This is a genomic window from Paenibacillus vulneris (genome assembly GCF_039543185.1).
In the GTDB taxonomy this organism is placed as follows: Bacteria; Bacillota; Bacilli; order Paenibacillales; family NBRC-103111; genus Paenibacillus_S; species Paenibacillus_S vulneris.
Map to the genome: position 1 here is coordinate 100,109 of NZ_BAABJG010000024.1, position 15,656 is coordinate 115,764.

The window sequence follows — 15,656 nt, forward strand, 5'->3', positions numbered from 1 at the left end:
CCACGGAATTTTACAGCCCCGCGGCAGCAAGCTTCGTCCTGTGTATCCTAATAAGGCTATGTTTGTTTGCGGGATTATTTGACGGAAGCTCTCGCTTCCTTCCAGCTTTTGTTCAACGCGTCCAGCTCCGTCTTCAGGTCATTGGCTTCCAGCACCTTTTGAATGTACTTGCCCCCGAAGAAATCAATTTTTGCGGTGTTGCCGATATCGTTCCATTTTGAGGAGGTCGCTACATTTTCAATGAAATTAGGGTTATAAGATTTGAATTCTTTTAGCTGAGCCAGACCGGGCTCCTTGGATTTTTGCGGCGGAATATAGCCGGAAGCTTCTACATAGCCCGCTTCTTCCACCATGAACTTGATCCAGGCTTTGGCCGTCTCCTGATTTTTGCTCGCTACGCTGACGCCATAGAAGTAATCATAGTTGAGCGGAGCATTAAGCTTGCCGCTGTTGTCATAAGGGAGCGGGAAGAAGCCGATATCCTCGGATTTGGCCCCAGCACCGATAACCTGATTGATAACCCAATTGCCTAAGAAGTACATGCCCGCTTTGCCTGAAGCGAGCTCTCCTTTGGATGCTTCCCAGACGTTGGAATGCAGATCTTTCTCCACATAGCCCTTCTCTTTGAGCGTTCGCACAATCGTAAAGCCTTTGCCGAATTCATTATCCACTTTAAACGGCTCATCCGTGTTAACCATCGTGTTCAAATAATCAGCCTTGCCGCTCATGAACGGAGCCAGAACCTCGCCCCACTGCTTCATAGGCCATTGTGCGCCATTGTTGATGTAGATCGGGACAATGCCTGCCGCCTTCAGCTTCTCGCAGGCTGCGTAAAATTCATCCAAGGTTTTTGGAATCGAAGTGATGCCGGCTTTCTCGAAGGCTTTTTTGTTGTATACGATCCCCTCTGTGCTGACACCGGATACGATACCGTATATTTTTCCCTCGTACGCTTTGACATCGTTGAAGTAAAGACTCCCGAGAGCATCCGCCACATCATTAATCGGCGCGAAGAACTTACCGAGATCCTGCGTGGAGATGTTAGAAGGAAGCATGAGCACGTCTCCAACGTTATTCGCTGATAAGCGGACACGGATATCACTCTCATAGTTCGTGATGCCCTCAAACTCCACATCCTGCACACCAGGGTATTTTTTCTTGAAGGCTTGCTTGTATTTATCGAACGTACCGTCGTTAATAAGATCCGTACGGTTCGTTACCACCGTAATTTTCCCTTTGATATTGGCGTTGCCGCCTGCCGCTGCGTTTGCTTGATCTCCTCCCGGTGCCGTCCCGTTTGTGTTATCCATCGAGCATCCTGCAAGAGCCGTTGCGGAAAGAGCTACCGCCAGCATGGTTCCTACTACTTTCTTCATTTGATACATACTCCCCTTCTACAAGTTGATATCGCTTACAAGGAGATTGTATAGGGAAAAGAGAACGATTACATTGGTTTAGGTTAATAATTCTTGTCTTCAATTATCCTCTTGCAGCCTTGGGTCAGGCTTAGAACATAACAAAAAACAAGCTTCCATACCGGTAGCGGCAGAAAGCTTGTTATCAGCAGGTTGATTATTCTTTAACAGAACCGCTCGTGACACCTGCATAAATGAATTTTTGTAGAAACAAGAACAAGACGATGGCCGGAATGAAGATAACGATTATCATGGCCGAGATATAGTTCCAGCTTGCCGCGTTAGGGCCGACGAACTGGAATATCGAGGTCGAAACCACCTGCAAGGACGACTTGGTCATATACAGAAACGGGATATAAAAATCATTATAAATGTAAATCGTTCGCAAAATAACAACGGTTACTGTGGCTGGAAGCAGCAGCGGGAAAAATAGATTCCAATAAATTCGGAACAAAGAAGCCCCTTCGATCATTGCGCTCTCGTCCAACGTATAAGAAATGTTTCGGCTAAACTGCAAATATATAATAATTGAAATGACGTCGGCCCCTAGATTCAATAAAATAGGCGCGTGAATGTTATTGATTAGTCCAAGTGTATTCATCAGCTTGTAAGTGGCAACCTGTGTGGTCACAAGAGGAATCACGGAAGCCAGCAGGTAAGCGCCAATGATAAATTTTTTAAGCCGGAATTCGAATCTCCCGAGCGCATAGGCAACCATTGTCCCAAGAATGATGTTGCCGCCGACGGAAAGCAAGATAATATACAACGTATTGGGCAGCGCTGTGGAGATAATTTTGGTTTTCTGAAAAATATAGATGTAGTTATCCAGGTTGAGCCAATGCTCCGGAAGCGCAAACCGGCTTTGCAAAAACTCCTGCTTCGTCTTTAACGATGTGATAAAGATCGTATACGGAGGAAACAATACGACGAAGGCTCCGATAAGCAAAGTCAGGTAGTAAAAGGATTTAATAGATTTGGATTCCTCTCCCCTCATACGTTCTCCCCTCCCTTAAACAATAGGCGCTGAAGTCCTACAAATATCAATACAATGATTAGCATGATGACAGCCATAGCTGATCCCAAGCCCACTTCCTTGAACTGGAAAGCGACTTCGACGGTCTTTATTATGAACGTGTCCGTGCCGTTGGCACCAAGCATCATAATATAAGGAATTTCAAACGCTTCCAAAGCACCGGTCAGTGTAAGCAGCAGCAAGAGCTCCATCACCCTGCGGATGCTCGGCAGTGTAATTCTCCAAAACTGCTGAAAAGTCGATGCACCGTCGATTCTTGCGGCTTCGTATAAGTCGTGGGGGATCGATTGAAGGGAACCCAGGAAGATGACCATACTGAGTCCCATATATTTCCACATTGATACGAAGGCTAAAGCGTAATTCACCAGCTTCTTGTTGCCCAGCCAATCCTGCTGCAGACTGCCCAGTCCGACCGCGTCGAGCAGCGCGTTTAAGGTGCCGTACTGATTATTGTAAAGCGCTTGAAACATAAACACGATGGCCACGCTGTGCATGATATAAGGCAGAAACAAAATAACCCGGAACACATTGCGTCCTCTTAGCTTCGAGTTGAGCACCACGGCAAAGTACAAGGCAAACATCGTCTGCAGGAGACCGCCTGCAAAGTAGTACAGGTTATTCTTAAGCACCCCGAAATACTCGATATTCGTCAATATTTCCTTGTAGTTTTGCAGCCCTACGAACGTTTTATCGGTCAATCCATCCCACTTTAAAAAGCTGTAATAAATCAGGTTGATTGCCGGATAATATGAGAACATGGCTAAAAGCAATAAGGGGATAGTCAAAAAGGAAACCAATATGACTGTCCTTTGCGTTTTGTAGCTTAAATTCACCTTGGTTCATCCCTTTCCTCTCGATCTGATGTCGTTACTTTGCCGGTCCATCCATTTGACCATATTGGGCACGGAATTTGCCCTCTTTCCATTTCTTGTTCAGCTCCTCAAAGCTGCTGCTTAAGTCATCCGCAATGGCTGCTCTTTGCAAATACTCTCCTTCAAAGAAATCAATTTTGGATGCATTCGCTATGGCATACCACAAGGGTGAGGCAGGCGCATTCTCAAACAGCTCCGGGCCGTATGAGAAAAATTCATCCAGTTGGGGAAGCGTCCACTCTCTCTCAATCTGAGGGGGGATAAAGCCGGAGCGGATATCGTATCCCGATTCCTCCACCATAAAGCGGATCCATGCTTTCGCGGTCTCTTTATTCTTGCTGACCTTGCTTACGGCATAAAACCAATCGTTATTCATCAAAGCATGGTATGTCCCGCTATTGTCATAAGGGAACGGGAAAAAGCCGATGTCCTCCGATTTCGCCCCTGCTCCGATCAACTGATTGATAGCCCAATTGCCCAGGAAATACATCCCCGCTTTGCCGGAGGATAGATCCATCTTGGAGGCTTCCCAGCTGCTATTCCTTAGATCCGGTTCAACATAGCGGTTTTGGATCAGGGTGCGAAGAATGGTCAATGACTTTCCGAATTCGTTACCGATTTGAAAAGGGGCGTCTTGACCGGTCATTTCATCCAAAAAGCTGCCTTTGCCGCTCATCATCGTCGCCAAGATCTCACTCCATTGCTTCAGGGGCCACTGATCGCCATAATTCACATAGAGGGGGATCTTGCCGGCACGCTTCAGCATGCTGCAGGCTTCATAAAATTCATCCAGCGTCGTCGGAGGCCGCGTGATCTTGGCATCGGCAAACGCTTTTTTGTTATAGATGATCCCCTCGACGGAAACGCCGGAAACTATGCCGTAAATGTCCTGGTTGTAAGCTTTAAAATCTTTGAAATGCAGCTTCCCCAGGCTGTCGGCCACATCTCCAATCGGCTCAAAAAAATCTCCCAGCTGATCTTGGGCGATATTGCCCGGGATCAGCAGCACATCGCCGGCGGAGCCCGTCGTAAGACGAATTCGGATATCGCTTTCGTAATTGGAGATGGGCTCGAATACAACGCTTTCAACATCGGGATACTTGGCCTTGAACGCATTGGCATATTGCTGAAACGTGCCTTCATTCACCAAATCCACACGGTTGGTTGTAACGGTGATGGTCCCTTTTACTTTGGATTCCGGGGACGGATGCTTCACGTCCTGCACCGAATCCGGTACAGCCGGGGGACGATGGATCTCATCGGCTTCGCAGGATGCCAGCAGCAGCGATACAGAGAAAAGCAGGAATAATGTCTTTTTCATCTTTTAGCAGGAATCTCCTAGTCTCTTTTTACATAGCATACCCCGGCAGGCTGTTTGATATCGTTTTCATGGATTCATTATAATGAGCCGCGGATGCTTGTTAAATGTACTCAATTCGTATTTCTTGTCTTCTTTTACACAAAAACGATCAAATGGACAAGCAAATAGCCCTATCGCTAGGGCAATCTAACCTTATCCTTATATTCTTTTGGCGTTAGACCTACGATGCGTTTGAACAGCTTGTTGAAATAGGCGGGATCCGGATAGCCCACCAGGTCCCCCACCTCGTAGGACTTCATTTCGGCATGATGCTTTAACAGCTCCTTGGCCTTTTCGATACGAATGCTGATCAAATACTCGGTTAACGTCTGGCCTGTTTCCGCTTTGAAATATTTGCTCAAATAGCTTGGCGTCAAGTACACCTGGTCTGCAAGCCTGGGCAGCTCAATATCGTTCCGGTACTGCTCGGCAATGATTCTTTTGATTTTGTCGATAACACGGCTCTTGCTTCCGTCCCGCGTATCCTTGACCAGAGTTAGAGTCTCCGTAACCAGACGGACCATTTGATTCTGAATGTCATGAAAGCGAAGATGACGTAACAACAGCGTCTCGACAGAGAGGTCCTGGCCGAAGTGCAGCGCAGCAGCCTCATGGAATTCCGGCACTTCATGCTGAATGAAGTAGATCCATTTCGAGCAGGCTTCGATAACCCGCTTCTTCTCAGCCTTCATTTGGGCCATCTCCACAAAGGCAGCTTGCAGTTCCTCGCGGATTTTATGAATATCCAGCAGGTCCAGGGACGACTTCATCCTCTTCTCAAGCTTGCCTATGGCTATGGAAGCCGGAGCCGCGGGAAGATCCTTGGAGCCTACGGTCTGTGTTCGATATGGAGAATAGATGGCATAATCACACGCGCGAATTGCTTCCTGATAGGCATCTCTCAGCTTAAAACAATCCGAAACGGCAGGTCCGATTCCCGCGGATAAAATACCGCTAAGCCGACTCATTAACGATTCCGCAAGCCCTGCAGACTTTTCATACCGCTCCTGCTCGGTCATCGGCTCATGCGTGCAGACAACGCAGGCCTCCCATTCGGAAAACATCAGAACCTTGAAGAACGAAGAAGCACACTGTTCCTTCTCCCATGTCTCTACAGCCTTTCTTTCCATAGGCAGATCGGATTTTACGCAGAGTACGGTGACAGGTTTAGCCAATAAATCCTGAGGTAAATGGCGAATGACTTTCTCCGCCTCCTCAACGGAGCCTTGTATGTCTAACAGCTTCTTCAAGGATTCCGCCTGCTCGTTCTGTTGGCGTAATTGCTCCGTTCGAATCGCTTCGTGCAGCCGCTCCAAGGCGCCGTACAGTTCCTGCTTATTCACCGGCTTCAGCAAATACTCGCTGACGCCAAATCTTAAGGCTTGCCGCGCATATTCGAATTCGCTGTAGCCGCTTAAAACGATGAAAGCGAGCGATGGTTTTATTTTTTTGAGCTGCTCAATGAGCTCCAGTCCGTTCAGTGCAGGCATCTGGATATCCGTGATCACGACATGGACCTCCAGATCCGTCAAAGCCTGCAGCGCCTCCATGCCATTCGTGTATGAGCCGACGACTTCATACTGGGCGCTGGCTTTCCTAATGATTTTGCTTAATCCCAAACGAATACGTTCTTCATCATCTACTATCGCTATTTTGAGCATACTAACGTTCCTTTCCTTCCAAGCTTCGAACCCTTACACGCACTTCCGTACCTATACCGGGCATACTATCGACTTCTAGCCCGTAATGCTCTCCATAATACAGCTTCAGCCGTTCATTCACGTTGCGAAGGCCGATACTGCGCTTATTCTTGTCTCGACCTGCTGCCGCGGGATTCATCAGTGAAACCCGCAGGTTATGCAACACCTCCGGCTCCATTCCCAACCCGTTATCCCTGATCAGGATGACTATATCGGAGCCGGTAACTTGAAAGGCTACCCGAAGCATCATAATCGGCTTCGAAGCGTCCTTTCCATGGAATACGGCATTCTCTACGATGGGCTGTAGCACCAATTTCAGCATCGGAAGGCTGCTGTAATCCTCATAAGGATCAATGTGAAGCCGGAATTGATTCGGATACCGGTACTCCTGGAGCTTCATATAATTTCTTAAGTGATCCAGCTCCTCCTCCAGGGTTACAAATTCTTTGCCCATGGAGATGCTGTAGCGAAGCAGCTTGCCGAGTATTTCCGTCATATCGGCAACTTCCTCATCGTCGTTGATCTCGGCCGTCATTCGAATCGATTCCAGCGTATTATAGATAAAATGCGGATTGATCTGGGATTGAAGCGCATCCAGCTCCGCTTCTCTTTTCCGCTCGCCGATCACCTGATTTTCATGGATTAAATCCTGAATCCGCTCCAGCATCCTATTAAATTGATGGCCAAGCCGTCCAATCTCATCGTCAACCGTGATCGGGTATCTGACCTCCAATTTCCCTTGCTGGACCACTTTCATTAAATTAATCAGCTTGCGCAGCGAACGCGTCACGGCGAATGATAAGAAAATGGAAGCGGTTAATGCTAAGCCAACGGTAACAATCGTAGGATAAAAGGCCAGCTTTTGATTTCGCTGTACATCCTTCGTTAATTCCTTCAAGGGCACGGTGATGACCATTTTCCATTGTGTCCGCTCCGAGGCGACATACACCACGAGCGACTGCACCCCGTTAACGTCATCCACGAAGCTTCCTTGCTGACCGCTAGCCTTTTGCAGCCATTGGGAATCCGGAATTTGGCGGGTGATGTAAGCACGATCGCTATCATAAATAACCAGATTATTGGGGTCCATGATATAGGTTTTGCCTCTTGTGACCTTGTCCAGGCTGCTTACGAACCGCTCAATGGTACTCATGTTTGCATCCACGACTATTAATCCGATCGACTGATAGGCGTCATTGAACACTTCCCGAACCACCGAAAAAACATAGCTTCGCCCTTTGGTGTTGCTAATAATTTCTTCCGTTCCTATTAATGCAGGAATTCCTTTTTGCTGCTCGACGGCTCTTTTCCATTCCGGATACCGGGTATTGATGTCCGTCCGATAGCCATTCTTATACCGATAGTAGGCATTTCCATACTTATCGAAAAGATATACGGATGTCGTTTCTTCCTTTATATTGTTCAGAAAATTGATGCTCGATTCCACTTTCTGCCTGATTTCAACCGAAGTCGGCGTAATGGGGTTCAAAGGCAGCGGCTGCTTGAGTCCCGTTTGGCTGCGCAGACGCTCGGTTTCGTAATATTGGTTGGACAGCTCCAAATTCTCCTTAATTTCTGTCACGTAGGCGGGGATCGTCGACAACTGCTCTATATCCTTAATGTACTCGTCGAGCCGATGCATCATCTCCGTGGACACCTCCATGACATATGCTTGGGTGTTATCCTGGAGCGATTGGTTAAAATTTCTATTGGTCACGTATTGCAGCAAAGCTATTGGAATCATAATGAGCACAATAAAAATCAAGATCAGCTTGCTTTCCATTCGGAGACTAGCCAAGGTCAGAATATGTTTGCGTCTCGATACCGGGCTTGCCCATTTTCGCATGATTGCTTCCTCATTCTTATAGATTGTTTGCGAGTCTCACGGATATAGTATCATACTTCAAGACATGGAGCTCTATTTCAAAATTCCTATGCAGAAACCCCATTTATTGGTAATAATAGGGGACATTTTTCCACTGTTGAAAAAGCCATTCCACCCTGTAAGCGGTTACCTTGATCATACCTTGTAAAAGCTGTCCCTCCTATGTCTTCAATTGTGATTTCTTGTTCTTGATTGTTCTGTTGTATAAGGCGAGATAACTCCACAGAGCGGAGTCTCGGTTTCGCAGTGCATGTCAAAAAGCCCGTGCTAGCAATGACACGAACCTGTCCCATTATTAAATACTCATAGTTAGTGCTGTATTCAAAAAGCAGCTTAAGCCTCCCTTGTCAGAGAGGCTATGCATACCTTGATGTTATTTTCCGTTTTGGTTGTCGAGCTTCGCATCCAACTGGTTTAGGAAGATGGATTGTGTCCCCAACGGATTATGGAAATCGAACTCGGGAGACTGGATATATTTACTAGTCCCTGTAACTCGCAGCAGCATGGGCATTGGAGCATGGCCCTCCGGCTTCCATGTGGCGGAAATTTTGTACCGGCCGAGCGGTATTTTATCCACTCCGTGGCCGCCTGTCGGCAGTACATCGGCACGTGTCGTAATCGTTTTGCCGGCACTTCCGTCAAACAATGGTCCTACCGGCGTAAGGGTAACCTCCAAGTCGTTCATTTGGAATTGCGGCAAGCTATCGTCAAACGACCAAAAATCGGGATGAATTTCAATATGTCCCACAACATCCTTCAAGGTAAAATTGCGAACCGCACCTGTACTTCCGGCGAATGGTTGATCGACGTCAGACCTTAAATAAAACTTCTGCTCCTTGCCGTTATATTCACGGGAAAATGTTGCGGACATAATCCAGGTCGTAGGAAGTTGGGGCATTTCAATCCGATAATATCCGTTCTCATCGGTCACCGCTCCCAAGCTGCTGTCGTAGAACAATTGGTTATCTGCATTGATCTCAGCTCCTGCGATTGGATTCCCCTGCTTGTTAAGCAGGTAGCCTTTCACAACATAGGGCTCAACTTCCCCTGCAGAGGGTACAGGAGTCGGGGTCGGTGCAGGTTCCGGTACCGGGGTTGGGACTGGTGCTGGAGTCGGCTCAGGCTCCGGTGCTGGTGTTGGTGTTGGTGCCGAATCCGTGCCCGGGCTGGCTTCCTCAATCCGAACCGTCCACACATTGCCGCTGCTGGAGAAAGCGACCCGGTAGCCGCTGCTCTCCGAAACGAAGCGTAAAGGCACCATGGTGCGACCGTCAATGATTTGTGCAGGTACTTCTAGAGTGACCGCTTTTCCATTTACGATCGCATTCATACTATGAATCGTCAATTCAATGGAGAGTCCGTCTTTGGTTCCGATCGCTTTCCGGACAGCTCCTTCTTCCACCCATTTCACCGTAAAGCCTAATGTTTCAAACAACAGCCGGAATGGAACGAGTGTTCGCCCATCTTTCACTATCGGCTGCGCATCGTCGAAATGAAGCTCGGTTCCTTTGAAAAACACTTGGATGGCAATATCCTTCGATCCATCTGCAGGAGCAGGAACGGGGGCCGGAGCAGGCGTTGGGTCAGTTGTCGGCACTGGATTCGGTAACGGAGCCGGTGTTGGGCCAGGTGTCGGATTCGGGCCAGTTGAAGGTGACGGGCTTGGCACAGTCGCCGGTGTCCCCTCCGAAACCATAGGCTTTTTAAAACGGATCGGCTTGGAGGCAACTGTGCCCTGCGGTGTTTCTATCTCTAGCACGTAGTACTGTGTCTCCTTGATTGTTCCGTTATCGCTCGCATATAAATCGAAGGTAAGATCCCCCTCAAATTCTCCGACAGGCTCTTTCACATCCTTGCGAAAACCCGGGTTGACGACGATGCTTTCATGGGTTGTACCGCTTGCCGTTGTAACTGTTGTATCCTGCACGATACCGAGCAGCCATCCGGTAGTTACACGGTTGGTTCGCCATACCCCTTGATCATTGTCCTTCCCGTAAGCATCCGTTGAACGCAATACGACGGAACGAATAACGGTCTTCTGAGCAAGCTTCAGCTGCAGCTTGAAGTGTCCGTCCTTCTTGCCCTCCGGTGTAAAATCTGCCGAACCGACAACATCCGACGCCGTATCGAGCAAGCTGAATTCCTTAATCTGCACACCTGCAGGCGGTGTCTCGCCAAAAGCGCCGGCTGTGCCGCCGAACGCCAAGCAGCCTGCCAGTAAAAGTGAAATTACCGATACTTGTTTTCTTCTAATCATTCTCTTTCGTTCTCCTTTTCATAAACAGGTTATAAATCCCGATACTGTGGAATTTGCTTCCTGAATCCAGCATACAACGCGAGCGCTCCTATTTCATGAGACACGGCCCGGGAGATGCTTGGGATAAAATTAGGAAGGAAACCGGGAAGCGGCCGGGAATCCTTTTTCCATAGAACGGCCCCATCTCTTTCGAATGTATGGCTAAATACAGGGTCTTCATGTAAAATTAATATGTTATGTATGAACGACCACCTGGAGGCCCTAATGAAATTCCGATCCCCTTCCTATTTATTGAAGCTGATGTTATTTTCCATCTTGATCGGCACCCTGCCCGTCATTGTGCTGGGCACCTTTGCGTATTACAATTCATCCCGAACTGTACAGGAGAAGGTAAACGAGGGAAATAAACAGCTTTTGCAGCAAATGCAGATGCGTGTCGAGCAAACGCTTAGGACAATTGATAACTCAGCGACGCAGCTGCTGCAGTCCCCTACCGTTACCAACGCCTTCGATAAAGATATATCCAACCATGATTTCGAAATGGTACACGAGCTGTTTAAAGGCATTTCCCAAATTCAAACCTATGAGCTTGGCATCAAGGATGTATTTCTGCTCAGTCTGAGCAAGGACTGGATGGTCTCAAGCACCGGGGTTAACGAATACAGCTCACCGGACTTTAAGCCTCAGCTTCTGGCATTCTCCCAAGAAGCGGCCGGGTCTTTCTGGGCAAGCGGAACGGATGACTCAGCATCCTCCTCCCAAAGGATCTACTTTGTCAAGAAATATCCCTTCAACTCCGTCAATCCGAAAGGGATCATTTGCGTCGTGCTTTCCTCCGATGTGATGAAGGAATTTGCGCCGGATCAGAATGACAAATTCGGCAGCTCGTTTATTCTGGATCAAAAGTTCCGGATCATAGATCATCAAGACCGTTCGAAGCTGCGAAGCAATATGTCGAACCAGCCTTATCTGAAGCCTCTTTTCGAAGCGAACAATGCCCTTGGCCAATATACGGATGAGATAGATGGCGAGGCAGTGACGGTAACCTACCGGAAATCCTCATACAACGGCTGGAGCTATGTCTCGTTAGCCTCGAACGAGCAAGTAAACGGACAAAATAAAGTGATTGGTTGGATGACATTGCTCGTATGTATGGCCATACTTGTCGTTACGCTGATTCTCGCATGGATAGGTTCCAAGAGGATGTACAGCCCCATTCAATCCATTTATACCACTCTTGTCGGCATTCCTTCCGCTGCCGACGGAGGGAAGGATGCAGCACATTCAAACGGCGAGCTTCATGTTATCGGAGAACGGATCGACTATTTGATCAGAAATCAGTCCTTGATCATGAATGAACTCAAAGGACAGCAGGTTCAGCTGAAGGAATTTTTCGTGCAGAAATTGTTTAACGGGACCATTCGTCCGGCCGAATTTGAAGAAAAATTAGGCTTGTACGGTTTGGACGAGCCATGGTCCTCCATGTGCATACTCGCCATCCAAATCGACACGCTGAAGGATACGAGGTATGAAGAGACGAACCGGGATTTACTCATGTTTGCCATCAATAATATCGTCGGTGAGCTTGTACTCGCTGAGCAAAGACTGGTGCCGGTAGTCTCCTCAGACTTTCAAGTGACCCTGATCGGTTCCTCCGAGGAAGGGCAGGACTTTAAAGAACAGATTTTCGCTCTGTCCGATGAGATCCAGAAAGCGGTTGTTCAATATTTGGGGATCAAAATAAGCATAGGAATCAGCCGTACCTTCCATTCGTTCTCAGAAACCCAGCAGGCACTGCATGAAGCTATGACCTCTTTGAAATATAGGGCAGGACTGGGGCAAGAATCGATTCTGTTTATTGAAGATGTACAGCCGCAGAAGAGCAATCTGTACTGGTTTCCTCACGAAGGGGAGCAGGCCTTATTCGATGCGATTCGGGCGGGGGATCCGCAGCAGTCGGAGCTAGCCTTGAAGCATTTTATCGGAGAGCTGTTCCGGCCTCATACGCAGCATCAGAGCTATCAGCTGTCACTGCTGCGATTTCTTGTCGACCTGCTCAAATTCGGTCAGGAGCTTTCCATTCCCATGGACCGGGTTGCAGAGGATGAAGCCTCCTTGTTCCCAGCTCTATTTAAGCTTCGAAATGTCAAGGAGATGGAGGACTGGTTCTGGACGAGGTTCGTCCTTCCTTACATCCAAGAGCTCGGCAACCGCCGGGAGTCCCAGTTCAAGCATATATCGGAAGCCGTCATCGATATGATTCAGCGGGAATTTGATTCGGAGCTGACGCTGGAAAAATGCGCTTCCCGCATTAACTACCATCCCCATTACGTAAGCCGTGTTTTCCGTCAGGAGGCAGGGGTTAATTTTGGAGAATATTTAGCGCAGTATCGGATTGATATGGCCAAGAAATGGCTGAAGGAGTCTGATCTGAAGATTGTTGAGATCGCAGAGCGGTTACAGTACAACAACTCAGCAAACTTTATCCGCTCCTTTCGCAAAATCGTAGGTATGACACCGGGACAGTACCGGGAAGAGGAAAAAAAAGCCCCCATTTAGTCAACAGACCATGCTGTCCACTTTATGGGGGGCGAGTCTCTTTCAGGAATCCTCATTTGAAGTTAGACAGGCAGAAAAGAAGGACCGCGAGAACGGAACCTTCTTCTGCCTGTCTATTTATTATCAAGCCTTATGGCTTCGCAACCTTGGCGTATTCTGCATTGATTTCCTCAATGACCTTGCTTCCGCCACTTTGCAGCCATTTATCAACCGCCTGTTTCCAATCCGCTTCTGTCAATGCACCCATGATGAATTTTACCGTGGCATCTTGAATGATTTTGGAGAGCTCCTTGCCCTTTTCGACCTCGGTGTTGGAGATAAACGGCGCTGCAGGGTTGGCCAGAGCGAAGGTAGCGTTATCCTGGAACAGCTTGGTACTGAGCTTCTCCAGCTCGTTTCCATAGTTGATAACTTCGTTTTGCAGGATCATAAACTGATTGCCGTCTGTGATTTCGGCCTTTATTTTCGCATCGGTATTTTGCTTGTATTGGCCGTTCTCGACCGTGTATTGCTTTCCTTCGATACCATACTTCATCAGGTTCTGAATATCCTTTTCGGAAACCTTATCAAAATAAGCCAAAATTTGCTTAAGCTCAGCTTCCGTCTTCACGCTCGTCTTAGGAATCATATACATGCCCAGGTATCCGGCACCGGCACGGGTTCTCTCGCCTTTCGGACCGGAGATGCGGTTGATTAGATTGATTTTGGCATTAGGATCAACCTTCTTGATGTTATTTTCGATATTTTGGCCGTCCAGCATATTATCGATCCATAGCCCGGCCTGACCTTTATTCATAACGGCCCTGCCGTCCGGGATTAGCGCAAAATCCTGATTGATGATCTTTTCGTCATACAATTTTTTGTAGAACTTCATGGTGTCCATATAGGCATCCGTCATATGAGCCGGAATGAGCTTGCCGTCCTTCAGTTCCCATTCGTTCGGGCCGCCCATATAGGTCAGGATGTCTTTAAAACCGGCGATAACTCCCCCTTGCATCCCTACGGCAAGCCCGATGGTATCCTGTTTTCCGTTCTTATCCGGATCCCCTGTCGTAAAGGCTTTCAGAACCGTATACAGCTCATCCATATTTTTCGGCTGCTGCAAGCCCAAGTTATTTAACCAATCCTGACGGATCATCAAACCGAAGCGGGCTAGATCCCGTTCACGATACACGCCGTAAATTTTGCCGTCAATCGATACGTTCTTCAGAACGATATCCGACATCTTGCTCAGATTCGGATAGCTTTTCAAGTAAGGTCCGACCTCCCAGAACATACCGGTACGGGCGGCATTCACGATGAAGGAAGCCTTCGGCTCCAGCGCAACAAAGGTCTTCGGCAATTCGCCGGAAGCCACGGTGGCGCTTAATTTATCTGTGTAGGACGAGGAAGGCACCCAGGATACCGTAAGCTTCGTATTCGTCTTCTCCTCAAGCAGCTTTAAAACTGAGCTGTCCGCAGGCATAGTCTCCGGATTGTAGCTCGGCAGCATCATCGTCAGCTGATACGGACCTTGATTGCCCCCTGCTTCGCCCCCCTGGGAAGCTCCTTGATTATTCCCGCCGCAAGCGGTCAGAGCCAGAGTCACGGATGCGAGCAAGGCTCCTGTTTTGACAAGTGTCTTCTGATGTCTTCTGTTCATTTTGTGAATCCTCCCTTTTCCATGTTCCTATTATATCTTCATCCCTTAACCGAGCCTAGCAGTACCCCTTTGGCAAAATGTTTCTGTAAAAAAGGGTATACCAGCAGGATCGGAAGAGTAGATACCACAATGACTGCCATCTTCACCGATTGCTCCGGAGGAGTAACATATTCTGTTCCCATACTGGCGGAGTCTCCAATCCCCCCTGAGGCAAGAATAACAATTTGTCTTAGAAGCACTTGTATCGGCCATTTGGCGCTATCGTTGATATACAGCACAGCGCTGAAGAACGTATTCCAATGACCTACGGCGTAGAAGAGCGAGAATGTTGCGATCGCAGGCATAGACAGCGGAAGGACGATCCGGAAAAAGATGCCCAGATCATTACATCCGTCCATTTTGGCGGACTCCTCCAGTCCATCCGGCAGCTGTTGAAAAAAGTTCCGTATAATAATTAAGTTGAATGCACTGATAGCGCCCGGGATCAGCAAGGACCAGTACGTATTGATCATTCCCAATTGCTTGACAACCAGAAATGTAGGTATCATTCCACCGCTGAACAGCATCGTGAATACGACAAGCATCAGGATTGGCCTGCGGAAATCCATATCTTTGCGGGCTAACGGATACGCCATTAAGCATGTAAGGAAAATGTTGATCAGCGTACCTGCGACCGTAATATAAACGGTAACCAGCAAGCTTCTAACCAGTGTCTGCGTGGAAAAAATATACTTGTATGCATCCAGCGTAAATTCCGTCGGGAATAAGATGAAGCCACGCTGCAGCAATTCCTTCTGTGTAGCAAATGATCCGGCGATAACATAAATGAATGGAATTACCGTAAGTAAAGCGAATAGAATCAACAGCGTCATATTAAAGCTGTCAAATACCCGGCTACCCCAGCTTGTTTTGATCCGCATAACGGTTCAGCCC

At 47.9% G+C, this 15,656-nt stretch carries 11 protein-coding genes; 1 reads left to right on the forward strand and 10 read right to left on the reverse strand.

Features of this window, described 5'->3' with window-relative positions:
* Positions 1-74: 74 nt before the first annotated feature.
* The 8 genes from ABEA66_RS22095 to ABEA66_RS22130 all read right to left on the reverse strand — a co-directional run bounded on the left by ABEA66_RS22095 (position 75) and on the right by ABEA66_RS22130 (position 10,522).
* Positions 75-1,376, reverse strand: a complete 1,302-nt coding sequence (locus ABEA66_RS22095) for an ABC transporter substrate-binding protein (protein WP_345590829.1) — start codon at positions 1,374-1,376, stop codon at positions 75-77.
* 196 nt (positions 1,377-1,572) lie between these two features.
* Positions 1,573-2,409 carry a carbohydrate ABC transporter permease gene (locus ABEA66_RS22100; protein ID WP_345590831.1) on the reverse strand — a complete coding sequence of 279 codons (837 nt, stop codon included), beginning with the start codon at positions 2,407-2,409 and terminating at the stop codon, positions 1,573-1,575.
* Positions 2,406-3,146, reverse strand: a complete 741-nt coding sequence (locus ABEA66_RS22105; protein ID WP_345590833.1) for a carbohydrate ABC transporter permease — start codon at positions 3,144-3,146, stop codon at positions 2,406-2,408. The genes ABEA66_RS22100 and ABEA66_RS22105 overlap by 4 nt, the downstream gene beginning before the upstream one ends.
* Positions 3,136-3,291 carry a hypothetical protein gene (locus tag ABEA66_RS22110; RefSeq protein ID WP_345590835.1) on the reverse strand — a complete coding sequence of 52 codons (156 nt, stop codon included), beginning with the start codon at positions 3,289-3,291 and terminating at the stop codon, positions 3,136-3,138. The genes ABEA66_RS22105 and ABEA66_RS22110 overlap by 11 nt, the downstream gene beginning before the upstream one ends.
* 24 nt (positions 3,292-3,315) lie before the next feature.
* Positions 3,316-4,641 carry an ABC transporter substrate-binding protein gene (locus ABEA66_RS22115; protein WP_345590837.1) on the reverse strand — a complete coding sequence of 442 codons (1,326 nt, stop codon included), beginning with the start codon at positions 4,639-4,641 and terminating at the stop codon, positions 3,316-3,318.
* Between the two features lie 176 nt (positions 4,642-4,817).
* Entirely contained in the window at positions 4,818-6,341 is a 1,524-nt protein-coding gene (locus ABEA66_RS22120) for a response regulator (protein WP_345590838.1), read from the reverse strand.
* Position 6,342: 1 nt separating this feature from the next.
* A complete protein-coding gene (locus ABEA66_RS22125; protein WP_345590841.1) occupies positions 6,343-8,226 on the reverse strand; it encodes a sensor histidine kinase in 1,884 nt (627 codons plus the stop codon).
* Positions 8,227-8,638: 412 nt separating this feature from the next.
* Positions 8,639-10,522, reverse strand: coding sequence for a stalk domain-containing protein (locus tag ABEA66_RS22130; RefSeq protein WP_345590843.1), 1,884 nt, complete (start codon positions 10,520-10,522; stop codon positions 8,639-8,641).
* A 264-nt stretch (positions 10,523-10,786) separates the two neighbouring features.
* Between ABEA66_RS22130 and ABEA66_RS22135 the strand changes: the two genes are divergently transcribed.
* Positions 10,787-13,081, forward strand: coding sequence for a helix-turn-helix domain-containing protein (locus tag ABEA66_RS22135; RefSeq protein WP_345590845.1), 2,295 nt, complete (start codon positions 10,787-10,789; stop codon positions 13,079-13,081).
* A 130-nt stretch (positions 13,082-13,211) separates the two neighbouring features.
* On the opposite strand, the gene ABEA66_RS22140 is transcribed toward ABEA66_RS22135, so the two are convergent.
* On the reverse strand, positions 13,212-14,723 hold the full coding sequence (locus ABEA66_RS22140) for an extracellular solute-binding protein (RefSeq protein WP_079908885.1): 1,512 nt from the start codon (positions 14,721-14,723) through the stop codon (positions 13,212-13,214).
* Between the two features lie 38 nt (positions 14,724-14,761).
* The gene (locus ABEA66_RS22145; RefSeq protein WP_345590850.1) at positions 14,762-15,643 is read right to left on the reverse strand and encodes a carbohydrate ABC transporter permease; all 882 of its coding nucleotides are present in this window, start codon (positions 15,641-15,643) and stop codon (positions 14,762-14,764) included.
* Positions 15,644-15,656: the final 13 nt, after the last annotated feature.